Source organism: Clostridium thermosuccinogenes (assembly GCF_002896855.1).
GTDB classification, from domain to species: Bacteria; Bacillota; Clostridia; order Acetivibrionales; family DSM-5807; genus Pseudoclostridium; species Pseudoclostridium thermosuccinogenes.
The window spans coordinates 4,586,562-4,610,703 of the sequence record NZ_CP021850.1; the positions used below are offsets into that span (position 1 = coordinate 4,586,562).

The 24,142-nt window shown below is 41.3% G+C and carries 20 protein-coding genes; 17 read left to right on the plus strand and 3 right to left on the minus strand.

The window, feature by feature from the left end; all coding sequences use genetic code 11:
- Positions 1–2 precede the first annotated feature (2 nt).
- On the plus strand, positions 3–3,023 hold the full coding sequence (locus CDO33_RS20010; protein ID WP_103082674.1) for an Ig-like domain-containing protein: 3,021 nt from the start codon (positions 3–5) through the stop codon (positions 3,021–3,023).
- Between the two features lie 155 nt (positions 3,024–3,178).
- On the opposite strand, the gene CDO33_RS20015 is transcribed toward CDO33_RS20010, so the two are convergent.
- Complete coding sequence (locus tag CDO33_RS20015) at positions 3,179–3,355, minus strand: Spo0E family sporulation regulatory protein-aspartic acid phosphatase (RefSeq protein WP_103082675.1); 177 nt, start codon at positions 3,353–3,355, stop codon at positions 3,179–3,181.
- Positions 3,356–3,603: 248 nt separating this feature from the next.
- Here CDO33_RS20015 and yycF point away from each other — a divergent pair, with 248 nt between their 5' ends.
- From yycF to CDO33_RS20085, 14 genes are all read left to right on the plus strand, one after another.
- Positions 3,604–4,299 (plus strand): response regulator YycF, encoded by a 696-nt coding sequence (gene yycF, locus CDO33_RS20020; RefSeq protein ID WP_103082676.1) that lies wholly within the window; start codon positions 3,604–3,606, stop codon positions 4,297–4,299.
- A 23-nt stretch (positions 4,300–4,322) separates the two neighbouring features.
- Positions 4,323–6,092: a two-component system histidine kinase PnpS gene (pnpS, locus tag CDO33_RS20025; protein ID WP_103082685.1), complete on the plus strand. Its 1,770-nt coding sequence runs from the start codon at positions 4,323–4,325 to the stop codon at positions 6,090–6,092.
- 151 nt (positions 6,093–6,243) lie between these two features.
- The gene (locus CDO33_RS20030) at positions 6,244–6,750 is read left to right on the plus strand and encodes a hypothetical protein (RefSeq protein WP_103082677.1); all 507 of its coding nucleotides are present in this window, start codon (positions 6,244–6,246) and stop codon (positions 6,748–6,750) included.
- 13 nt (positions 6,751–6,763) lie between these two features.
- Positions 6,764–8,227: a hypothetical protein gene (locus CDO33_RS20035; protein WP_103082678.1), complete on the plus strand. Its 1,464-nt coding sequence runs from the start codon at positions 6,764–6,766 to the stop codon at positions 8,225–8,227.
- 11 nt (positions 8,228–8,238) lie between these two features.
- Positions 8,239–9,075 carry a two-component system regulatory protein YycI gene (locus CDO33_RS20040; protein WP_161496586.1) on the plus strand — a complete coding sequence of 279 codons (837 nt, stop codon included), beginning with the start codon at positions 8,239–8,241 and terminating at the stop codon, positions 9,073–9,075.
- A 131-nt stretch (positions 9,076–9,206) separates the two neighbouring features.
- Positions 9,207–10,472, plus strand: coding sequence for a UDP-N-acetylglucosamine 1-carboxyvinyltransferase (locus CDO33_RS20045; protein ID WP_103082680.1), 1,266 nt, complete (start codon positions 9,207–9,209; stop codon positions 10,470–10,472).
- Between the two features lie 18 nt (positions 10,473–10,490).
- On the plus strand, positions 10,491–11,282 hold the full coding sequence (locus CDO33_RS20050) for an MBL fold metallo-hydrolase (protein ID WP_103082681.1): 792 nt from the start codon (positions 10,491–10,493) through the stop codon (positions 11,280–11,282).
- Positions 11,283–11,371: 89 nt separating this feature from the next.
- Positions 11,372–11,851 (plus strand): 23S rRNA (pseudouridine(1915)-N(3))-methyltransferase RlmH, encoded by a 480-nt coding sequence (gene rlmH / locus CDO33_RS20055; RefSeq protein WP_103082686.1) that lies wholly within the window; start codon positions 11,372–11,374, stop codon positions 11,849–11,851.
- 71 nt (positions 11,852–11,922) lie between these two features.
- Positions 11,923–12,219 carry a hypothetical protein gene (locus CDO33_RS20060; RefSeq protein WP_151898669.1) on the plus strand — a complete coding sequence of 99 codons (297 nt, stop codon included), beginning with the start codon at positions 11,923–11,925 and terminating at the stop codon, positions 12,217–12,219.
- On the plus strand, positions 12,197–12,451 hold the full coding sequence (locus CDO33_RS20065; protein WP_103082683.1) for a type II toxin-antitoxin system RelE family toxin: 255 nt from the start codon (positions 12,197–12,199) through the stop codon (positions 12,449–12,451). Before CDO33_RS20060 ends, CDO33_RS20065 begins: the two co-directional genes overlap by 23 nt.
- Positions 12,452–12,830: 379 nt before the next feature.
- Positions 12,831–13,397: a DUF6431 domain-containing protein gene (locus CDO33_RS20070; protein ID WP_103083291.1), complete on the plus strand. Its 567-nt coding sequence runs from the start codon at positions 12,831–12,833 to the stop codon at positions 13,395–13,397.
- A gap of 78 nt (positions 13,398–13,475) precedes the next feature.
- Positions 13,476–14,810 (plus strand): DDE-type integrase/transposase/recombinase, encoded by a 1,335-nt coding sequence (locus CDO33_RS20075; protein WP_103083290.1) that lies wholly within the window; start codon positions 13,476–13,478, stop codon positions 14,808–14,810.
- On the plus strand, positions 14,803–15,606 hold the full coding sequence (locus CDO33_RS20080; RefSeq protein ID WP_103083289.1) for an ExeA family protein: 804 nt from the start codon (positions 14,803–14,805) through the stop codon (positions 15,604–15,606). Before CDO33_RS20075 ends, CDO33_RS20080 begins: the two co-directional genes overlap by 8 nt.
- 283 nt (positions 15,607–15,889) lie before the next feature.
- Complete coding sequence (locus CDO33_RS20085) at positions 15,890–16,996, plus strand: M48 family metalloprotease (protein WP_103082202.1); 1,107 nt, start codon at positions 15,890–15,892, stop codon at positions 16,994–16,996.
- A gap of 483 nt (positions 16,997–17,479) precedes the next feature.
- On the opposite strand, the gene CDO33_RS20090 is transcribed toward CDO33_RS20085, so the two are convergent.
- Complete coding sequence (locus CDO33_RS20090) at positions 17,480–18,259, minus strand: ABC transporter ATP-binding protein (protein WP_242973492.1); 780 nt, start codon at positions 18,257–18,259, stop codon at positions 17,480–17,482.
- Between the two features lie 157 nt (positions 18,260–18,416).
- Positions 18,417–19,595, minus strand: a complete 1,179-nt coding sequence (locus CDO33_RS20095) for an iron-containing alcohol dehydrogenase (RefSeq protein WP_103082204.1) — start codon at positions 19,593–19,595, stop codon at positions 18,417–18,419.
- Positions 19,596–20,005: 410 nt separating this feature from the next.
- Here CDO33_RS20095 and CDO33_RS20100 point away from each other — a divergent pair, with 410 nt between their 5' ends.
- Together CDO33_RS20100 and CDO33_RS20105 are read left to right on the plus strand one after the other, a co-directional pair.
- Positions 20,006–20,710 carry an ABC transporter ATP-binding protein gene (locus CDO33_RS20100; protein ID WP_103082205.1) on the plus strand — a complete coding sequence of 235 codons (705 nt, stop codon included), beginning with the start codon at positions 20,006–20,008 and terminating at the stop codon, positions 20,708–20,710.
- A 2-nt stretch (positions 20,711–20,712) separates the two neighbouring features.
- Complete coding sequence (locus CDO33_RS20105; protein ID WP_103082206.1) at positions 20,713–24,066, plus strand: ABC transporter permease; 3,354 nt, start codon at positions 20,713–20,715, stop codon at positions 24,064–24,066.
- The last annotated feature ends 76 nt before the right edge of the window (positions 24,067–24,142 follow it).

Below are 24,142 nucleotides of genomic sequence, written 5' to 3' on the forward strand. Positions count from 1 at the left end.
AATTGAGAGGTACTAAGAAATTGCTGGCAGTTTTCCTTACGATTGCCGTTTTGGTTTCATCCATAACGCCTGTGCTGGCTGAAGGAACAATAAGCAAAGAGGCGCAAATCTGCTATGACCTTGGAATCCTTAAAGGTGACGAGGGTGGTTTTAATGCTAAATATCTTGCAAAGGCTACAACTAAAATTCAGGCAGCTATTGTAATGTTAAAATTGCTGGGCAGGTATGAAACTGCTGAAAACTATGATTATGGAATAAGCAATTTTAAGGATGCCGAAAAGCTGACATGGAAGGGTGGCATTAATATCCTATCCTACCTTAAAGACAACCCTGACCTGGGGTGGCAGGGAAATCCTGACGGAACTTTCGGAATAGAAGATATGGCAACTCCTCAAATGCTGTATAAAGTTTTGCTGGAAGTATTGGGATATAAATATGATCCCACAGGGGAAGGCGATTTTACGTGGTCAGAAACCATCGAATTTGCCAAATCTGTTGGTATGGGGCGCATTGCAGGGTGGCTCAGGGTGACCAATGACGATTTGGCTTCATGTATAGTTGAAGCGTTATACACTCCTGTTTGCGGAGGCAATGAAAGTGAGACTCTGCTTGCAAAGCTTGTGGAAAGCAATGCGGACTTTGCGGCAAGAGCCCAGGCTGCCGGCCTTTGGAAAAACGATCCTGTTCGAACGGTGAAGCAGCCTGATCCTGTGGAAGTGGAGTATGGAGGAACTCCGGCACTCCCTTCAAAGGTGACCGTTGTATACGAAAGCGGCAAGGAAGAAGAACGGAATGTCATTTGGGATTATGTTGATACAACCATAGAAGGATCGCGCACCGTAGTGGGGTATATTGATGGTTTAGGTATAAATACAACTATTTTGGTAAATGTTGTGCCAAGGGTTCTGGATTTCACCGTCGGCACTTCAAACCTCAAGGAGATTACAGTAAACTTTAATAAAGCTGTTGACAGCATTAGAGCTTTAAATAAAAGCAACTATATCGTGAAGGCAAAGGGCAGGGAGATGAAGATTGCGGGTATAACCCTGTCAAGTGATGGAAAAACGGTTTATTTACTGCTGGATGCGTGCATTGAACAGCAGGATAGTGTGGATGTAACAGTCAAGTCCGGTTTAGGTCTGGAAAACGATGTGACTAAAACAATAGGCAGCGTGGTCGATCTTACACCGCCTGCTATAGAAAAGGTAGAAGCTATAGGCAATAAGCTTATAAGAATAACCTTCAACGAACCGGTAATAAACGCTGGGAATATTGCCAATTACACCCTGGATAATGAGGCTTTCTCGAGTTACATGGGAGGAAGTGTTACTGAAAAGGGAAGAGTGGTGGATATTCTTGTTTATTCAAGGTTAAAAACAGGAGTCTATAGCTTAAAAGCCAGCGCAAATATTGTGGACTACGCCGGAAACAAGCTTGTGCCGGAAGCCCATGAATTTGAAGTTATAAAGGATACAACACCGCCTACGGTGGAACTGGTCAGCGCTACACAGACCGAACTGGTGGTTAGGTTTAGCGAGCCTGTAGAGAATATATATAGTAACAAGATATCAACTGCAAGCAAGTCTACGGTTGTATCTGTGACTCCTTCAGACGACCTCAGGACTTACAAAATTATGTTCAGTCCTTCATTTCCGCTGCCGGCTGGTGGCACTGAGGTGACTTTTACCGATGTCACAGATTACAGCTATGTAAAAGCTACCCTCAAGTTGAAAGTAACACCTAAAATAGATACTGAACCACCGGAATTTCTTGGATATACAGTTGAAAATCAAAACCGCATTATAATTCAGTATTCCGAACCGGTGACTCCTGTAGGCACATATACTTTAAAGAATGCAAAGGGAGAGATTGTCGCTCTGGAGACTCCCAGCTGGTACATGGCTGATGGTTTCGACCAGACCAGAATAGTGCTTCAGTGTTCCGGAAACACATCATTAGAAGCAGGTGCCTATACTCTGCAAATTGATAATGTATCGGATTATACCCCTCTGGGGAATAAGCTTACGCAGAAGATAGTGAGCATAGTTGTGGAAGATCAGACAGCTCCGAAGGTGGTGGATGTAAAGATCAGCGGACAAAAGCTTTTTGTAAGCTTCAATGAAAAACTAAATGAAGCTACGGCTATTACCAGAACCAATTACAGATATATAGAGAATATTGGCTCAGTAATGCTTCCTGCAGGAACAACGGTTTCGCTGCTTTCCGATGGGCAAACCGTGCAGATTACGTTTCCTGACAGTTTTAAAATGTCAACAATAAAAGCTCTGCAGGTGGAGAACGTCACGGATTTGGCAGGGAATGCCATAGATGTTACGGTTAAAACTGCACCTTTTGGAACTGTTGATACTGCGCCAAAAATATTGTCGGTTCAGGTTACTGATAAAAACGCCATTACTTTGACGCTGAACAGTCCGGTAAATCCTGAAAGCTTGAACATATCAGATTTTAATATTACGGCAGGGGACATAAAGCTGGAAATTATAAATGCAGAATGCAGGCAAGACGGAATGAAAATCGTGCTTTATGTGAGCGGTGAAATGAGTACGGATGGGCTGTATCAGGGATATCCCCTCCTCTTTAGAACTGTGGTTTCACCCCTTACCTCCAATATATATGGACAGAACCTGCAGTGGACTGTAACTGGGGTCAGCGATGGCTTTGCTCCACGAATAACCGGTGTCAAGGCAACATTGGTAGGAGGTAATACCGATGTGGTGCTGACCTTGAGTGAGAACATAAAAACCACTAATGGAACCGGTAAACCTTTAGTCTCAGGTGCGAGTGAGTTGGGTCAGTTCATAGTTCTTGTTGACGGTGTAAAAACTCCTGTCATTGCATCGAGATATGATGATGGAACTACCTCACAACCGGCCAGAATAACCCTTACGATAGCCGGTGATCAGACGAGCAGGGAGATTGATGTGAAATTTTTTGCAGATTCTACGAATAAATTGACGGATTTTGCCCAGCCTAATCCAAACTCACTGCAGAACAGATATTAAACATATAAAAGCAAGGTTGCATCTTTGCAAAGGATTGCAGCCTTCTTTTTTTATATATTATATTATATTATATTATAAGCCAGGTAGCCTTGTGCCTTTTGTTATGCATTATTGAGCGCTTATAAGCATTAGGCTGTGCCTGGCGGAGACAGCTTCTATTTTCGACTTGGAGTTTGATTTATAGGCTTTAAATATTGAACAATCGCTCGATCAAGCTTGCGGCTGTATTCTTGAACTCTTTCATCCATAAAGTTGTAATCACTTTCTTCCAGCAGTACATTAAGTTTGACATGCATTTTTGCGATTAAGTTACCTACTTGTTTTTTAGACATGCTTAATACCTCCCATTTCAGATGTGATCGGATAGAGATTAAGCTTTTATCCTTTGTAAACCTATTATGTTACAGTTATTATAACACAGAACTTATAAAAATTAAATTATTTTGTAGATATTTACATAGTTTTGGCATATAATGCAAACTGCATATTGGTTGTTCAAATTACGAATATTAGTGTATAATTAAAATGCGATTACTATTTAATATGGATAGTTCCCATTTAGTTGCAAGGAGTGTATTTTGTGGGCAAGAAAATTCTTATTGTTGATGATGAGAAAAATATTGTAGACATTCTGAAGTTTAATCTGAAAAGAGAAGGATTTGATATAGTTGAAGCCTATGATGGAGAACAGGCTTTGAATATGGTTATCACAGAAAAACCGGATTTGATTTTGCTGGATGTAATGCTTCCTAAAATGGATGGTTTTACGGTATGCAGGAAGATCAGAGAGTCCTTTTCCACACCGGTGTTGATGCTTACGGCAAAAGAAGAGGAAGTTGATAAGGTGTTGGGCCTTGAGCTCGGTGCTGATGACTATATAACAAAACCTTTCAGCGTAAGAGAACTCATGGCCAGGGTAAAGGCAAACTTACGCAGGGTGACGACCGACGAGCAGGTAAAAACAGCGGGAAATGTTATCAAATGCGGGGACCTCGTCATCGATATGGACCGTTATGTTGTAGAACGGGATGGAAAGGTTATTGAACTTACCTTAAGGGAATTTGAGCTTGTGAGATTTCTCGCTTTACAGCAAGATCAGGTGTTTACAAGAGAAAGCCTTCTTGAAAAGGTCTGGGGTTATGAATATTACGGCGATGTTAGAACGGTAGATGTCACTATACGGAGGCTTAGGGAAAAAATTGAGAAGAACCCCAGCAATCCGGAATACATAATGACAAGAAGAGGAGTAGGCTATTATTTCAACAAAATAAGCTAAAATTGGAAGCGGTAGAGGTATTTATGCGTTTTTTTAAAAGCCTGCAGTGGAGGCTTGTGTTTATTTTCATAGCAATGGATATTTGCGTTATCATACCTATAAGCCTCCTGCTAAAATTCCAGGTAGAAACAAGTTATTATGAGGCGTTCAAAGAGGATATAGAAAGGGGTAGCCAGGCGTGGAACATCAAGCCTGGCAGCAGCCTTCATGACATTATGTATGACCTCAGCCTTGAGGGAAACAAAAATGTCTATCTTTTTAACATATACAGCAAAAACAAAACCTACACTATTTATGATAAGTCAACAAACACCATGATGTCCACAGATAAAAGATTTGAAATGAATCAGGACAAGTTTGAGCTGGAGGTATTGAATTCGTCCAACTTTGTATCGGCATTGGCCGGGAACCCTGGGAACAGAAGAAATATGATGCGCTCCGATGGTGAAGCTTTTTTTGATTATGCTTTATTAAAGGGAGATTTTATAATATATTTCAGGTATTACAGTGATGATTGGGCGGGAATTATTGAAGAATTCAACAATATCATATTAAATGTTGCGTTTATAGCGGTTATTGCCTCTTTGATCATTGGATATATCCTTTCAAAAACAATAACAATACCCATTGCGGACATAATGCAAAAGGCCAGGGCGATAGCCGAAGGAGAATTTGGCAGGGTTCTTGAGGTGAGATCCGATGATGAGATAGGCGATTTAACCAAAACCTTCAATTATATGTCCAGTGAACTTAAAAACACCCTTATAGAGATATCGAGCGAAAAAAGCAAGATTGAGACCATCTTAAAAAATATGACCGATGGAATTATCGCCTTTAATATAAAGGGGGAGATAATCCATATAAATCCGGCGGCAAAGGTTATACTGGGAGAAAACGAGCTAAGCATGAATTTTAATGAGTTTTCGGATAAGTACGGGTTAAATATTTCCCTCGAGGATATAATTTATCTGCAGATTTCAACAGCTGAGGAAAAAAGTGTATTTATAAACGATAAGTATATAAGAATTTATTTTGCTACATTTACTGACGATAACAAAAAAGCTGAAGGAGTAATAGCGGTGCTTCAGGATGTCACGGAAATGCAGAAGCTGGACAATATGCGCAAGGAGTTTGTTGCAAATGTCTCCCATGAAATGAGAACTCCGCTGACATCCATTAAAAGCTATGCAGAGACGCTCCTTGACGGTGCATATAAAGATAGTGAAACAGCTGTAAAATTTCTTACTGTAATAAACTCGGAAGCTGACAGGATGACCAGGCTGGTGAAAGACCTTTTGCAGCTTTCCAGGCTGGATAACCATCAGATGCAATGGAATATGCAGCAATTTTCCTTTACCGAGCTGGTCAGGAATTCCATTGTCAAGCTTCAGATAGAGGCAGAAAATAAGAATCAAAAGATAGAAAGCTATATAATGGGTGATATTCCTGAGATAAAGGGCGATCGTGACAGGATTGAGCAGGTGGTATTGAACATACTTACCAATGCTATTAAATATACTCCTGAAGGTGGAAAGATAACGGTATATGTAAGCAGGATATTTAATGATGTCACCCTTAAGGTTGCTGACACAGGAATAGGCATACCCCGTAAGGATCTTTCCAGGATATTTGAAAGGTTTTACCGTGTGGATAAGGCACGATCCCGGGAGATGGGCGGAACAGGACTGGGACTTTCCATTGCCAAGGAAATTGTGGAGGCTCATGGGGGTACGATAACGGCAGAAAGTGAGCTGGGCAAGGGTACTGAAATAACGGTCAAGCTGCCGATATAGGCATTGCAGCCTATACATTTTAAGCGTTCAAAGGTGTAACTTATTCTTAAATGCTGTGTAATTGTTTTGTAATATAAATATTGTATAATTAAACCATGAAAATGGGCAAAATATAGTAACATTTTTAAATCACTTTTGAGGTGTTTGGAGCATGTTGAAGAAGCTATGGGGAGTTTTCGTCATTGTAATTGCTGTTTCACTTTTTTTTAACACAGTTGCTTACGGCGCAGATAAGGTAGACATTTATGATCCTGATACACCTGCTACTGAACAAACGGTTTTAACGATAACTAGGCCTGAAGGCAAGGAAATACCGTATAGTAAATCTTATGAAATATGCGGCTATGCCAATAAGGAAAATGTAACTGTTCTGTTTCTTATCCTGAATGACAAAGATTCCAAGTATGTAGAATTCAAGGATGTAAACGGGGAGAGCAAGTGGGAAAATATCGGAGTTTACTTTGCAAAAGAGGTTATTCTTAAAGAAGGGAAAAATTGCATAAGAATAGTAGCTTATTCTAAAAATAACCCCGATGAAATTCAGATAAGTGATTTGACCATCAAAGTTGTTAACAAAAAGAGTGTTGCGGATAAAATAAAAGAGATAAAAGATGGTATCCTCAATACCATAAATCAGATGCTCTCACCTAACGATTGATACGAGGTTAAAAATGGGCCTTGTGTGGAAAGAACGTTTAAAAATCTGGATATTAATCACTTTAATAATAACCAGCTTGATGCAGGTAGGAATTCTATGGAACTATCAGAACTATGGATTTCCTACCGATGTTTTTTCGGTGTTTTCTTTGGGTATGTCCACCAGTAACTCGTTGGAAGACTATGAAAGAGTTATTAGAGACAAGTACTTTCTCCCCAGCAAAATTATCCTTTCTGCAGGGTATGACAATCCCAGGTGGATTGTCGACCGGCAAAGCAGCGACTATGATGAATTATGGCAGGAAGCTCGGTTTTATCTGGAGAGCGCAATGCTTTCGAAACCTGTCCAACGCCTGGATGCGGACGAATGGGGAAGGTTGATGGCAGCAAGATCTGTCATATTTGAGTTCAGCTCAAATATAAGCAAGCACCTTCTTGCCTGGTTTCTTGATGAGTCGGGGGTCGCATCCGGCGCCATATCCGGAGTGTATAAAATGATTATCCTGCCGGAGGAAAACTTAAATTATAATCTTAATACTGTCTATCTCAGGGATGAATCCTCTATATACAAGTACATAATACAATTTCCTGAAGGGATGATGAACAGGAACAGTTATGGAGCCCTGTTCAGCCGTTATGAAAAAGATGAGAATTTGATTCAGTATACTCTGCTCAAGGAAAAGTATAATATTGATTCCATAGGCAAAGATGTCCTCGGTGTGATAAAAGGCCAGGGATATAAGCGATATAACAGTATTGTATGCAATCTTCCTGAGATATTTAAGACAGGGGATATTTATGATTCCAGTGATGTGGATAAAATAGCGGATGCAGTATTAGGTAGTGAAAAATATGGATACGATCGCTCGTGGGATAGCGATAATACTATAGAATTTAAAACTCTTAACAATATATACAGAATATTTAACGACGGCCTTCTGGACTATAGGTTTCTTTCCGGTGCTGCTGCTTCCGACAAGGGAAGCGTGGGCGACGCTTTTTTGAAGGCGGCGATGTTTTTGGAGCAGATGGAGCCTATCTCTTCTAATCCCGATGTAGGCCTTAGTTTGACTAAAATTGAAGAAACGCATGCCTATTACAGATTTTATTTCGATTATACGGTATCCGGGATTCCTGTTGTAGTCGACTATAAGCCACAACATGCGGATGAAGCCAATCTTAATAATGCCTTTGTAATTGAAGCCAATAGCAAAAATGTTCTTAAAGGCTATGGAATTTTACGGAAGTTTGAGAAAGGAATTGAGTCAAAACTATACAATATAATGTTCACCGACCTTATAAATGATGCGTACCAGGTGCATGGCTATTCCGAATTTGGAAGTGTTTCCGGTATTATTATTAACGATATAAAAAGTGCTTACAAAGTAGAGTACAGCACAGAAAGCCAGGTACTTGCGCCTGTATGGATTATTACAACGCCGGACAGGATCTATACCATTCCCATGAGGGGAAAATAAGGAGAGCTCCTATGAACTGGTCAAAGGCTAAAACTATATTGATCATCATTTTTGCTGCAATGAATATATTCTTGCTGATAAATCTTATTAAAATCTACAGCAATGATGAGACTGCATTAAATATAACCAATACGGAGAAAATTCTTAAAGACAGAGGCTATATCTTAAATTGCGATATACCCGGCAACATCCATTCCGGTATGCTTAATTTTGAGACAGGTGACTTTGACCGTAAGAAAATCGGTGAAAAGCTTTTGGGAGTTAAGATATCAGCGGAGGGTGAATTAGGGGATGGATTTGAATATACATCGGGAGACAGGAGCTTAAAATTTCAGTCTGGAAATGTAATAATATACAACGATAAAAATCCTTCGGATAATGTTGATATTTACGATATAAGAAAAATCAGAAAGTATGCGGAAAGCTTTATAAAAGATCTTGATATACCGGCCAATCAGTATTTTGCAGAGAAATACAATTCGGATGGTAGCATTACTTTATACTATAAGCAAAAATATAAAGGATTTCTTATTTTCTATAATGAAGCGGAAGTTACCATTACCGAGAAAGGAATAACAGGCTTTAGGTGTAAATTTATAAAGCCACTTGGGATAGCGGCGGCAAAGAAAATTGTTCCGGCCTACCAGATTTTGCTTAAGCATTTTGATGGAGGAGATAATACTGTTATTACCAGCATTGACGCTGGGTTTGTCGGCTCATTCCATCAGAGCAGCGTTCAGGCATCGGAAGCCCTCGTATGGCGTATAGGCATTGACGGGCAAAAGCCGCTATATTTTAATGCCGTTAATGCGGAAAAAATCGATATTGAAGGGATGTTTTCCGATTGACAATGCTTTTCAGGGCACAGAGCTTGTCTTTTCTGTCATTTTTAATATAGTGGCACAATATTTTATATAATGCTATAATATGAAGATGTAAGAAATGTAGCTGCAATAGTCGAGAAAGTTGGTGTATTTAGTTGGAAAGGTATGCAATAAACGGTGGCAAACCTCTATATGGTGAAGTGTGTATAAGCGGGGCGAAAAATGCAGCTGTTGCGATTATTCCTGCCTCTTTATTGGTGGATGGTCCTTGCAGGATTGAAAATATTCCCAATATAAGCGATGTGATTTCTTTAAAATATATCCTTACATATTTAGGGGCTACCATAAAATATGAGAGCAATAACGAAAATGCGATGATTATAGATACTTCCGGTGTTAACTCTTATACAGCAACATGCGACAGGGTTAAAAACTTAAGGGCATCCTATTATCTTCTGGGAGCGCTTCTGGGCAGGTTCAAGAAAGCTGAGGTTGTTTTTCCGGGAGGCTGCGATTTTGGATTCAGGCCCATGGATCAGCACTTTAAAGGTTTTGAAGCTCTAGGTGCAAAGGTAAAAGTAGAGCATGGCATAATAAAGGTATCAGCCGACAGGTTGAAGGGTAGTAGAATATACCTTGATGTGGTAAGTGTCGGTGCTACAATAAACCTGATGCTGGCAGCGGTAAAGGCCGAAGGGGTGACCATCATTGAAAATGCGGCCAAAGAACCTCATGTGGTTGACGTGGCTAATTTTCTCAATGCTATGGGAGCCAAAATAAGGGGTGCCGGCACAGATGTGATAAAAATAACAGGCGTTCCTGTGCTTCGGGGAAGGGCAACCTATTCGATAATACCCGACCAGATTGAAGCAGGAACATTTATGATAGCTGCTGCGGCGACCAAAGGTGATGTTACGGTCAGGAATGTCATACCCAAACACATGGAATCTCTTAGTGCGAAGCTGATGGAAATGGGTATAGAAGTGATACAGGGTGAGGACTGGATAAGGGTAAAATACAATGGACAAATAAACAAGGTCAGCATTAAAACTCTTCCCTATCCCGGATTTCCTACGGACCTTCATCCTCTTACAGCAGTGCTTTTGTGCCTGGCTGACGGTACCAGCACCATAACGGAGGGAGTATGGGATTCCAGGTTCCAGTATGTTGATGAGCTGAAACGAATGGGGGCCTTGATAAAAGTTGAGGGCAGAATGGCGGTAATCGAAGGAGTGGGCAAGCTTACCGGAGCACCGATAAAAGCCACCGATCTAAGGGCCGGGGCTGCAATGACAATAGCAGGCCTCTGTGCGGAGGGACATACTGAAGTATTTGATGTAAAATATATTGACAGGGGATATGAAAAGTTTGATACAAAACTCAGAAGCCTTGGAGCGGATATAACCAGGGTAACAGATTGAGGAAGCGTGGAGGCACAAATGATAAAATTTTGCAGCCTGTTCAGCGGGAGCAGCGGTAATTCCCTTTATATAGAGGCAAATGGCACTAAAATTCTGATAGATGCCGGATTAAGCGGAAAAAGGATAATACAGGCGCTTAACTCAATTGGCGAACAGCCTTCGGAGATAAGTGCTGTTTTGGTTACCCATGAGCATAGTGACCATATTAGAGGGGTAGGAATATTATCGAGGAAGTTTAACATACCTGTTTATGCAAATGAGAAGACCTGGGATGCTATGGGGACACAAATAGGGCCTATCAATGCCGATAATATGAGATGCTTTACCACGGGCAAGGAATTTGAAATAGGAAATTTGTGCATAAAGCCTTTTCCCATACCTCATGATGCTTCGGAGCCGGTTGGGTTCAATTTCTTTGCAGAAAATAAGAAGGTTACCACAGCTACCGACATCGGACATATAACCAAAGAGGTTCTGGAGAGCCTCATAGAGAGCGATCTTGTCCTTCTGGAATCCAACCATGACATCGAGATGCTTAAGGTGGGACCATATCCATGGCCGCTGAAAAGGAGGATTCTGGGTGACCGAGGGCACCTTTCCAATGAGATGGCCGGCAAGGTAGCTGTACATATGGCCCAAAGGGGAACCAGAAAATTTCTGCTGGGGCACCTCAGCAAGGAAAACAATTTTCCCGAGCTGGCATATCAGACAGTATACAATGCATTAAGCGAGCAGAAAATAAAAGTGGGATCGGATGTAACGCTAGAAGTAGCTATGAGGGATTATACCGGCAGTGTTATTACACTTTAGGTTATGATGCCGGTTTTTATGCCGTGTTGAATTTATACTACCGGCATTGCATGGAAAATTTCCGATCACCCATAGGGATGGTGGCGTATATCAAAATAACTGTTATAGCTGTAGGAAAACTGAAGGAGAAGTATTTAAAAGAAGGCATAAATGAATACGTAAAACGCCTGTCAAGGTTCTGCGACATTGAAATACAGGAGGTTGGAGACGAACAGGCTCCGGAAAACCTCAGTCCTGCCCAGGAAAAGCAGATAAAAGGGAAGGAAGCGGAAAGGATAGTAAAAAAGATTAAGGACAACAGTTTGTTGATTGCATTGGACGTAAAAGGACAAAAGCTTGATTCTGAAGGTTTTGCTGAAAAGCTGCAGTCTTTTTTTATTTCAGGGCATTCCCATATAACCTTTCTGATAGGCGGATCTTTAGGACTGGACCATGAACTCCTGAAAAGGGCTCACATGCGCTTTTCCATGTCAGACCTTACCTTTCCCCACCAGTTGGCCCGGCTGATATTGATGGAGCAGTTGTTCCGGGCATTTAAGATTATTAACGGTGAGACCTATCATAAGTGAGGGAAGGGCAATATTATCCTTATGACATAGTATAACATTCAGATGGGTTTGTGATATAATATTGGTGTAATATGTATAACAGGCAGGTGAATAATGTGAGTCCGCTATCGAGAGAGTTAATTATTAAGTTAGCAAAGGAAAATGACTCAGAACTTCTTAGAGAAGTCTTAAATTATTATGCCTTTTTAAAGAATAAAAAAGAGCAGGAAGCCAGGAAACAGTGGGAAAGCATTGAAGAAGTCCAGCCTGATAAAGAAGAAATTGAAATCATTAATGAATTTGAGAAGAATCGTGAGAAATTCGAGTTTATCAGTATGGAAGAAGTTCTGACGGAGTTAGGGATTGATGAATCAGAACTACAAAATTAACATAAGCAAGAATGCTTTGAAGTTTATTAACAAACAGGATAATTATCAAAGGAAGAGAATATTATCTGCTATTTATGGATTGCCCAAAGGAGATGTAAAGAAATTAAAAGGCTATGAGTATTATAGACTTAGAGTTGGAGATTTCAGAGTCATTTTTACTAAGAATGATAAAAAACTCGTAATACTGGTTATTGATATAGGAAATAGAGGCCAGGTATATGAGAATTTATAAATTTGTCGTACATGATGTACGACTTTTTGCTTATTATCTCAAGAAAGTCATGTATTCAGTAGTACACGGTGAACCGTATCATAAGTGAGGGGCAATATTATCCTTATAACATTTAATGGTATGGTCCAGGTAAAAAGAACCATTCTTTGTCGCCTTTTCTCATATTGTTGTAATTACCCTTTGTTGCTCATATCATTTTTTCTAGGAACTTCTGTTTCTGCCCCGGATAAATGTCCCGGAGTTGCTCAAGTTGCGTGACCGTTTGCACGTATGCTAATATCTTCCTGGAAGAAAAAAAGGAGGATATGATAAGAGCTTTGAATATATATGTTAAGTGTTCCAGCACCTAACCCTCAAAGCCCTTTAACACATTTGTAATATGATAATAGCATATCTGGGGCGGAATGTTAAGGAGTATCGCAGAAATTGTTTAAAATTTTTGGAAAGGCTGGAGTTGATATGCCCGAAATGCGGCGGGAAAACAACCTTTCATGACAGATATGCACGTCATGTGCATATGGGCGAGGAAATTGAATGGATTAACATATTCCGTGTAATCTGTAGCAAGTGTGGGAAGACACATGCAATCATACCGGATTTCATCAGGCCGTATAAGCATTACTCGGCTTGTGATAGCGAGCTGGTCCTTCGGGACCAGGAGGACGGTATACCTCTTGAGGAGATTGAGACTGCCGCCAGCATATCCACATTAAGGCGGTGGGTAGAAGAATTCAGGCAACGGGGGCGGCAAGCTGCAGGAGCATTAAGAGCTATACTGTACAGGTATTATGGCAAGTTTGTCAATGAGCTGGAGATGATAGAAACAAAGGTATTCCACATGATTGAGCGGCTGCTTGGGTTACTGCCGCAGATAGAAAGCAGCCATCTTGCCATAGGTGAAACGAATATGTGGCTAACAAATCATCTGGCAGGAGTATTTGTATAGAAAATTCCCACATAGTTTGCGTAGCTGTCCGGAGTTCCCTTCTGATAGGCTTTAGGAAAAAGCACAGGAGGGATCGAAATGATAAACAATGAAGTATTGGAAAAAGCATTAAAGAAACATGAGATCATATCGCCGCTATTGCAGCCGGATCTGGATGAGGCGGAAAAGCGGAGAATACGGCAGGAGATACTTGAGAGGGAAGGAATTTCGGAAAGGACACTTCGGAGGTATCTTGCAGCGTACCGGGAGAATGGTTACGAAGGGCTATTACCAAAGATACGAAAAGATACAGGGCAACAAAGAGCGATATCTCAGGAAATATTAGATCGGGCAATCGAAATAAAACAGGAACTGCCGGAGAGAAGTGTCAGGAGGATCATAAAGATCCTTGAAGGCGAAGGGATTGTCAAAAAAGGAAGTGTCTCCAGAAGCACCTTGTCCAGGCATCTTTTGAAGATGGGCTTTGGTGCAAAAGACTTCAGAAATGTTCGTATAGAAGGAACGACAGCCCGCCGGTTCGTCAAAAACGGAAGGAACACATTGTGGCAGGCAGATATCAAATACGGTCCGTACATACCGACTGCCGACGGCGGTAAGAAACGGACATACATGGTGGCATTTATTGACGATGCGACGAGGCTGGTGTGTCATGCAGAATTTTACGACAATCAGAGGCTTCCGATATTGGAAGACAGTTTTCGCAAGGCAATATTGAAATACGGCAAGCCGGAGGCAGTATACGTTGACAATGGCAAGGTATTTATCTCGAAATGGTTCAGAGTAGCATGTGCAAAGCTGGGAATCCGTCACATGAACACAAAGGCGTATTCTCCGGAGAGCAAAGGCAAGATTGAGAGGTTCAATGCCACAGTTGAAGAGTTTTTCCAGGAGATATCGCTGGAGAAAGCAAAAAGCCTGGAGGAACTTAACCGCAAATTTCGGGTATGGCTGGATGAAGGGTACAACGGGAAGCCTCATAGCAGTTTAAAAGGGGTTTCTCCATCGCAGGCGTATGCAAGTGATCCAAAGAAGGTGCGGTTTGCAACTCCTGAAGAATGCCGGGACGCATTTTTATGGGAAGATACAAGGAAAGTTGACAACACAGGCTGTTTCAAGCTGCAAGGGATAGAATATGAAGCCGGAATCGAATACATAGGCAAAAAAGTGGATGTGCGGTATGATCCTTTTGATATGAGCCTTCTGGAGATATGGTACAATGGTGAGCGCCGAAAGACAGCAACCCCGCTGAAGGTTGGGGAATACTGCTCAAAGGTTGAAAAAACACCAGCAACGAAATCGGCGACTCATTCACGGCTATTAAAAATATATGAGAGCGAGAATGAAAAGAGGCAAAAACGGCAGACCGGAGCATTAACCTTCAGGAGCATGAAGGGCGGTGACAGAAATGTTTGAGCAGTACTACAACTTTCTGCACACGCCGTTCACCCGGGATATACCGGAGAAGCATTTGTATAGCAATCCGGAGCTGGAAGAGGTCTGCAGCAGGCTTGAGTATGCGGCCCGGAACCGGTTGTTTGCAGTGATAACGGGAGATGTTGGTACAGGAAAGACCACAGCCATAAGGAAGTTTGTTGGGGCGCTGGACAGCAACCGGTACAAGGTAATGTACATAAGCGATTCGGCGTTGACACCGAGGAATTTTTACTGGGAAGTATTGAACCAGCTGGGATGTGAAGCGAAATTCTACAGGAGCGATGCAAAACGACAACTAACGAGAGAGATCAGCAACCTGATTGAAATACAGAGACGTATTCCTATAATCATCACAGATGAGGCACACCTACTTTCAAGGGAGATGCTGGAGGAAATCCGGTTTTTACTAAACTTCAGGATGGATTCGTATAACCCAATGAGTTTAATCCTGGTAGGCCAGAGTGAGTTGAAGGACATCCTGAAGAAGCAGATATATGAGGCAATATGCCAGCGAATAGATATCCGATATCATATGATGCCATATGATCGGCAAAGAACCGGTGAATACATAAGAAAGCACCTGGAGTATGCAGGAGAAAGCCGGGAGATATTTACGGATATGGCGGTAGACGAGATATATGAATATTCTCATGGAGTACCGCGAAAAATCAACCGGGCGTGTACAGCTTGCCTTTTACATGGGGCACAGGTACAGAAAAAAATCATAGACGATCATGTGGTAAGGCTTATTGTTGAGGAAGAATTGAACTGGTAGTTAATATGCCCTGTCCGTATACATCTGCGGACAGGGCTAATGAGCAAAACTAGCGGTCAAAAAGAATGAGCAGATTGCGGTCAAAGAGGCCGAACAGCGACAGAACTTCTGTAACAAATAAAGACAGAAAAAGAGTTTTATATTGGTTTTTTGAGATTTTAAAGAGGATTTGAGGAAATTATAATTAATTTATTATGTAAGTGATAGTACCTTGTTGTAGTACCCTTTACATAATGAGTTAAATTTATTGCAAAGTAGTCATAGTATTGAAAGGGGAATTAATATGGGTTCAGTATTCGATACAGGTTTTACTGATTTATCTTACTTCAACATAACAAAAGTGTATACTGAAAAAATTTATGAAAATGCAGTTAATGCACCTTCAAATACAAATGCCAAGATAAAAACAAAGGGGCTAAAGTTTCAATTTGTAGAAGACAGTGAAGTTAATGCCTGTGCATTTCTTAGGGACAATTATGATTATATGCGAATAAACACTGGGACTTTAGTTACAATATATTCGTTGTTACATAGTGCGTTCTCAAATCCCAATGTTTTCCCTAATATAGGTGATGCACGGAAGGAGACGGGTTGTCAAGTAAATGGATTTTTTGATTCTCAAAAAAAGCAGATATTATTTGATGGCGTTCCAATTGACGAGAATAGGAAAATGATATCTGAATTTGCATCATTGCTTGCAACTAGATTTATTGCAATGCATGAACTAGGGCATCTCTTGAATGGACATACTCATTATATAGGAACTCTAAAAAGCAACTATTATATAGAGATGATTGTTAAGGAAAAGCTTAGCAAAATAAGCAATAAAATAGATATTTCATATGCTTTAGATAGAAGGACTATGGAGATGGATGCCGATGCTTTTGCTGCTACAAATAGCATGACAAATCTTATTGGATTATTTCAAAATAAAGAATCTTTTAATCTTATATTTGATCACATGGAAAATCCGTATCAGATTTTTGAACTATGGTCTTTTGCAATACACTTAATCTTTATGGAATTTGAACGATATGCAGAATCTGATTACTCTAAATATAGTTATTATTTACCTAATAGTGCAAGAGAATTATTATGCCATAGCTCTGCGATTAATGCTCTGGAAGCACAGAGAAACTCAGGATACTTTAGTTGCAGTAGAGAAGAAGTTGAACTTATAGAAAATTATATGATAAAAGGTATTCAAAGAGCTGAAAATTACTTTAACAGCGTATATAATACTGATTTCAACTTTATTGTAAAAATATTGGACCCCAAATTTATTGACTATGTCGATGAAGTACAAAATCATTGGAATAATAAACTGAGGAAAGATCTTCAAAAGTTTTCAAGAGCATTGTTATACGATCCAAATGGTATGGAAATTTAATTATTATGCGCTTATTTTAAGTAATTCTTAGCATATCTATGCAGCTAAAATGTAACTATAATCGAAAGAGTTAGTTGCAAGGTTAGCAAGGAAAATGACTCAGAACTTCTTAAGGAAGTTTTAGTTATTATACCTTTTAAAGCATAATAAGCAACAGAAAATCTCAAAACGAAAAGCATGTAAAAATTAAAAGTAGTTCAACATGATATAAAAATTGAGATAATTAATGTATAAAAAATAATGAATTAAAAAAAGTTTTGGAAAATTTGAGTTTATTCGCAAGGACTTTTGAGATAGCGACATTGATGGTAAAATATGGAATTATGTATAAACCAGAAGAAATACTGCATCATATACCATAACAAGAATGCCTCGAAGTTTACCCGCAAACAGGAGCATGAGACATTCGGATATGCACCAAGCCGATGCAAAGTGTAATACCTGAAGCATAGCTATGGCACCGGCTTATGTAGTACCCGTCTATTACAGATAAGAAAAGGGACGCACTAAAAACCGGCCTCCTAAGTTTTCACAACGGACAGGTATTTCATAAAAATCCTCAAGATTCTCTTTGGTCATCATGGCTGCTGTTTCTCCAGAGGAATGAACCTGACCCCTGCGCAGCAACAAGGTGTGGCTGAATGTCGGAAGTATTTCTTCGGTTACATGGGTGACATAGATCATTGCCGGAGCATCCGGTCTGCTGCTAAAGCTTCCTATAATGGAAAGCAGTTTTTCTTTAGCGAAAATGTCCAGACCGGTACAGGGTTCGTCCAGAATTAGCAGGCGCGGTGACGCCATCAGGGCCCTGGCAATCAAAACCAGCTGCTTTTCGCCCTGGGAGAGGGTCTCATAGGTACGAAGGGATAATTCCCGGCAGCCCAACTGCTCCAGTATGTCCCTGGCTAAAGCTCTGTCTTCCTGGCTGGGCTCTTCATAAAGGCCAATGGATGCATATCTGCCGCTGATTACGATGTCTTCTGCCGATTCACTTTTATAAAGTCTCTCTTGGAGAGCTGTACTCACCCAACCAATGGATTTTCTAAGTTCCCTCCAGTCATATTTTCCGAAAGTTTTGCCGAGAACCTGGATTTCTCCCCTGGATGGAAATACATATCCATTGATCACGTTTAGCAGCGTGGTTTTGCCCGAACCGTTAAGCCCGAGGATTGCCCAGTGTTCACCTCTTTTAAACGACCAGCTTATATCTTTCAGAATATATTTATTATTTCGTATTACTGAAACCTGATTTGCTTCGACCACCAACTGTTTTCGCCCCTTTATTAAAATAACGGAAGAAATTGCGTAGCAATTACAACACACCGTTTCTATAAGGTGGGAGATTTTAACCCACCGCTTATTGTGGAATTAGGTACCCGCCACCTATAAGAGGTGGCGGGCATCTTTAGCCTCGTTATATTTATTTGTAAGCATTATTCAATATTTCTATAGTTTCCTCCAAAGAAAGCTTGTAACGATCCAGCTCGAAAAGTCCTCCCATAGTAGTGCGGGCATTTTCTGCGAGGACAGGAATCTCTTCCTTCTTAATTCCATAGTCGGACATTTTTAAATCTCTTACGCCACAGGCCTCCTGCAGTTCAATCAGGGCTTTTACAAAGGAAAACGGCCGTTCGTCCTCCGGCAGGGAGTCTACATCAACCCCCATGGCTTTAGCCATGTCCACAAACCTTTCAGGAACCTTGGAAGCAAAGAAAGTATAGTAGGCTTCAGAAAGCATTATGAGTCCGGCGCCGTGAGGAAGCTCAGGATGGTGAGCGCTAAGGGCATGCTCCAAGGAATGCTCCGAAGTGCAGCTGGATATCGACTCCACAAATCCTGAAAGAGTATTAGCCAGAGCGAGCTGTGTACGGGCTTCCAGATTGTTTCCGTTCTTGACACATTCAGGAAGGTACTTGGATATCAGCTCAATGCTTTTAAGGGCGTAGATATCACTCATGGGAGTGGCAATACTGGCAATATATCCTTCGGTAGAATGAAAAAGAGCATCAAAGCCTTGATAAGCTGTCAGCTTTTCCGGAACGGAAAGCATAAGCTCCGGATCTACCACCGATAGCACAGGAAAAGTCATATAATTGCCAAAGCCTATCTTTTCATTGGTATCTTCTTTGGTAATAACAGTCCAGGGATCCGCCTCGGTACCAGTGCCTGCGGTGGTAGTAATAGCCACGATAGGGAGAGGAGGGTTTTGAAGAGGCATTCCCTTTCCAGTACCTCCGCTTACATAGTCCCAGTAATCTCCGGGATTGGTAGCCATTACGGCGATACTCTTCGCAGAGTCGATGCTGCTGCCACCGCCTAATCCTATTACAAAGTCACAGCCTTCCTTCCTCGCCAGCTGCGCTCCTTCCATAACATGGGTTTTAATAGGGTTGGGAAGTATCTTGTCAAACAGTGCATATTCAATCTGCTTGGACTGAAGAATTTTAATCAACCGGTCCAGGTACCCGTTCTCTTTCATCGACTTGCCGGAAGAAATCACGATAAGGGCCTTTTTTCCGGGCAGATTCTCTTTGGACAATTCCTCCAGCTTACCAGGACCAAAAAGAATCCTTGTAGGAATGTAATAGTTGAAATTCATAGGCGAATCACCTCAACAAACATATTTATTAAGATATAGTATAATATTTACGCAGATTTTGGCAAGTATGTATTCCCTGATTTTCGCAATCCTTACATTTATATAACCGAGTTCTGCACAGGGCTATAAATGGGCTGTAGATTAACACAAAGTAAAAAACATAACGGCCAGCAGAGTTGTGATGCCGATGAAAAAGGAAAGAACCCGGTTTTTATATGCAGGCGCGTTTGCTAAAAACAATAAGAATAGGCAAACATAAATGAATAATTGCAGAGAATAAGGCTTAATGGCTTGCTTAAGGACATTGAATGGGTCGGCACTAAGGTGTAAAATATAAAGAATATCAAAATAACAGGGAGCTGATAAAGCTCCGTGGATCAAAGCAGAAAGAGCTGGAGGTTGTAGCAGAAATGAGCAGCTTCATAGAACTAAGGAATGTAAAAAAGAAATATGTTGTAGGTGAGGTTGAGATAAAGGCAGTGGATGATGTTTCCTTTTCCATTGACAAGGGAGAATTCGCTGTCATAATGGGTGCCAGCGGTGCCGGCAAATCCACCATACTTAACCTTCTGGGAGGAATGGATCAGGTTACGGAGGGCAGTATTTTTGTTGACGGCAGCGAGATAAGCAAATATGACAAAAAGATGCTTACAAAATACAGGCGGGAGGATATAGGCTTTGTATTTCAGTTCTATAACCTCGTACAGAATCTGAACGCATTGGAGAATGTAGAACTGGCGGTAGAGATATGCAAAAATCCCATGGACCCTGAAGAAGCCCTCAAAAGTGTAGGCCTTGGCGACAGGATGTACAATTTTCCATCACAGCTTTCGGGAGGAGAGCAGCAAAGAGTATCCATAGCCAGAGCCCTTGCCAAAAACCCGAAAATACTTCTTTGCGACGAACCCACCGGGGCATTGGACTATAACACCGGCAAATCAATATTGAAGCTTTTGCACGACACATCAAGAAAATTTGGAATGACAGTGGTGGTAATAACGCACAATTCGGCCATAGCACCTATTGCCGACAAGGTGATAACCGTAAAAAGCGGAAGGATCGAAAGGATAGTAAAAAATCCTGATCCGGTGCCAATAGAGAGTATAGAGTGGTAGGTATGAGCAGAACATTTATAAAGAACCTATTAAGGGACATAAAAAAGACACTTTCCAGGTTTTTATCCATAGTTATTATCATTACTGTCGGTGTAGCAATCTATGACGGAGTCAGAGCCACAAGCCCGGATCTGAAGATGTCGGGGGATCATTATTTTAAAGAAAGCAATTTCATGGATTTCAAGGTCATATCCACTCTGGGATTAACAGAAGATGACCTTTGGGAGATAAGAAAGCTGGACGGAATAACGGCGGCGGAAGGTTCTTATTCTCTTGATGCGGTGGTGGAAAAGGATAAGAAGGCGATGGTCGTGAATATTAATTCCCTGCCGGATGAAAGGGGCATTAACAGGCTGAAAATAGTCCGGGGCAGAAGACCGGAAAAAAACGATGAAGCCGTAGTGGAGGAGAGATTTTTTGCTGAATACGGCTTTATGCTGGGAGATACGATAGTATTGGAATCCGGTGATGAAAAGGCTGAAATAGACGGTCTTAAAAATAACGAGTATAAAATTGTAGGAACGGCCGACTCTCCTCTGTATATTTCGGCCCAGAGGCAGCATAGCTCTGTGGGCAATGGTTCTGTGAGGGGTTTTATATATATCATGCCGGAAGCCTTCGACATGGATGTTTATACTGAGATATATGTAAGGATACAGGGCGAGGAATCGGATAGAAGCTTGGTTAGCCGTGAGCACTATATGAAAGCTGCAGAGGGCATTAAAAAAGCCCTTGAGGCTCTTGGACCTATCAGGAACGAAATAAGATATGCCGAGGTTTTAAAAGCAGCCACCGACAAGATAGAGGAAGCAGAGCAAGAACTCAAAAAATCCAGGAAAGAAGCGGAAGATAAATTTGCTGAGGGTTACAGGGAGTTGGAGGCGGCAAAGGCTGAACTGGAAAAGGGAAAAGATGAGCTGAAAAGAAACGAGATATTATTTAATGAAGAAATGGAGAAGGGAGAAAAACGGATAAAGGACGGAGAAAATGCAATATCAGCTGCAGAAAAGGAGATAGCCTTAAGAACCGGCGAGATAGAGAAGGGCAAACAGGAGATAGCCGAGGCTAAAAAGCTGCTGGAAGAAAACGAGGATAAATTAAACCTGGAAAAGTGGCAGGCGGCAGAGAATATTTCAGCGGCCATATCGGAAAAAGTACAGGAAGCGGAAACTCTGCTGGCTTTGGAACCGGAAAACCCGGAATACATATCGCAATATCATTATCTGAAAAACATATACGAGAACGGCATAAAGGACAAGGATTTTGACAGCATCTATGCCTCGTTGAAGAAATCCGGGGCGATGGATTTGCTAAAACCTTATTTGGACATGGAAGCTTTAAAGCTGAGTTTCGATGAAGCATCCGCCCAAGTAAAGGCTGGAAGGGATCAATTGTCCATCCAGGAGAAAATGTTAAAGGATGGAGAAGCAGAATTGGAAGCCGGAAAGACCGAGCTGGAAAATAACCGAAAAAGCATAGCCGAAGCAAAAGCCCAGCTGGATAAGGCGAGAGAAGAAGGTTTGGCAAGGATTGAGGATGGAAGAAAGGAACTGGAAAAGGCGGAAAAAGAAATAAATGAAAACACCGCAAAGCTTAAGGCAGAGGAAGAAAAGGCAAACAACGAATTCCGCAAGGCCGAATCGGATATTAAGGAGAACAGGGAAAAGTTAAAAAGCATAAAAAAGCCTGAGTGGTATGTGCTGGAGCGTTCCGACAATATCGGGTACGAATCCTATTTCCAGGACAGTGAGAGAATCGACAATATTGGAAAGGTATTTCCGTTAATATTTTTCCTGGTAGCAGCTCTGGTGAGTCTTACCACCATGACGAGGATGGTCCAGGAAAACAGGACGGAGATTGGGATTTTCAATGCATTGGGGTATTCAAAGGCAGCAATAGTAGGTCACTATATGATATATTCCCTTTCTGCCAGTCTTACCGGAAGCATAATTGGTACGGTAATCGGATTCAACCTGTTTCCGTCCATCCTAATGAATGCCTATGGACTGCTTTATGTCGTACCCGACAGGATAATGGCCTTTGATTGGAGACTGGCCTTGCAGGCGGCATTGATAGCAATATTGTTTATAACAGCTGCTTCTATTGGAGCGACACTGGAGGAGTTAAGGGAGACTCCTGCATCGTTGCTGAGGCCGAAAGCTCCGAAGCCAGGCAAAAAGATATGGTTGGAGAGGATAACTCCTCTGTGGAAAAGGATCGGTTTTACAGGCAAGGTTACCGCCAGAAACATATTCAGATACAAGCAGAGGCTTTTTATGACTGTGACAGGCATTGCTGCCTGCACAGGACTAATGGTAACCGGCTTTGGCTTAAGGGAAGGCATAGTAGGCGCTATTGAAAAGCAATTCAATGATATTTTCAGGTATGATATGCAGGTCGTGCTCACAAAGGAGATAAAAGATGATGAGATAAATAAACTAAAGGATGCGGTGATGGAGGATTCCAACATCCGGGCGGTACTATTTACATCCTACGGCAGCACTTCTGTCAGCACTGCAGGTTCCGGAAATGGAGATGTTTATGTGGTTATACCTGAAGAGAAGGCCGCATTGAATGATTATATAAGCCTTTCCATGAAAGGCGAGGATCTGGTCTTGGATGATGAAGGAGCAATACTGACCCGCAAACTTGCCACAGTGTTGGATAAGAAAGTAGGGGATACCTTTAAGCTGACCTTGAACGAAAAGACAGTAGAAGTTAAGGTGTCTGCCATAACAGAGCATTATTTGCAGCATTACATTTATATGAGCCGGGATTATTACGAGAGGATAACCGGAGATAAAGTGCTGTATAACAGTTTTTATGGTCTGATTTATGACAGCGGTGAAGAAGCTGAAAATGCAACCCTCAGCAGTCTAAAGAGCATTGATGGGATAGGGGCTGTAAGCTTTAAGGGCAATGTTCAGATTGAGGCAGGCAAGAGCATGGAAAGCATAGACTCGGTGGTATTCATACTGATCATATCCGCCGGCATACTGGCTTTTGTGGTAATATACAACCTGACAAACATAAATATCAATGAAAGAAGAAGGGAACTGGCAACAATAAAACTGTTGGGCTTCTACGATAAGGAGCTGGCAATGTACATATACCGGGAGAACATAATATTGACCATTATCGGATGCCTTTTGGGAATACCTCTGGGGAAACTGCTCACCAATTTTGTGATTGTTACGGCGGAAACAAATATAATGATGTTTATGAGAACCATTGATGCGGTTTATTTTCTGTATTCCATCGCATTAACCATTGCTTTTTCCGTAATAGTGAACCTGGTTATGTATGGAAAGTTCGATAAAATAGATATGATAGAATCCCTAAAGAGCGCTGAATAACTGACTTGGGGCATAACAAGAGTAAGAAAATGGGACAAAAGCAAGAGGAAATATAAGCGTAAAGATCTATACAACA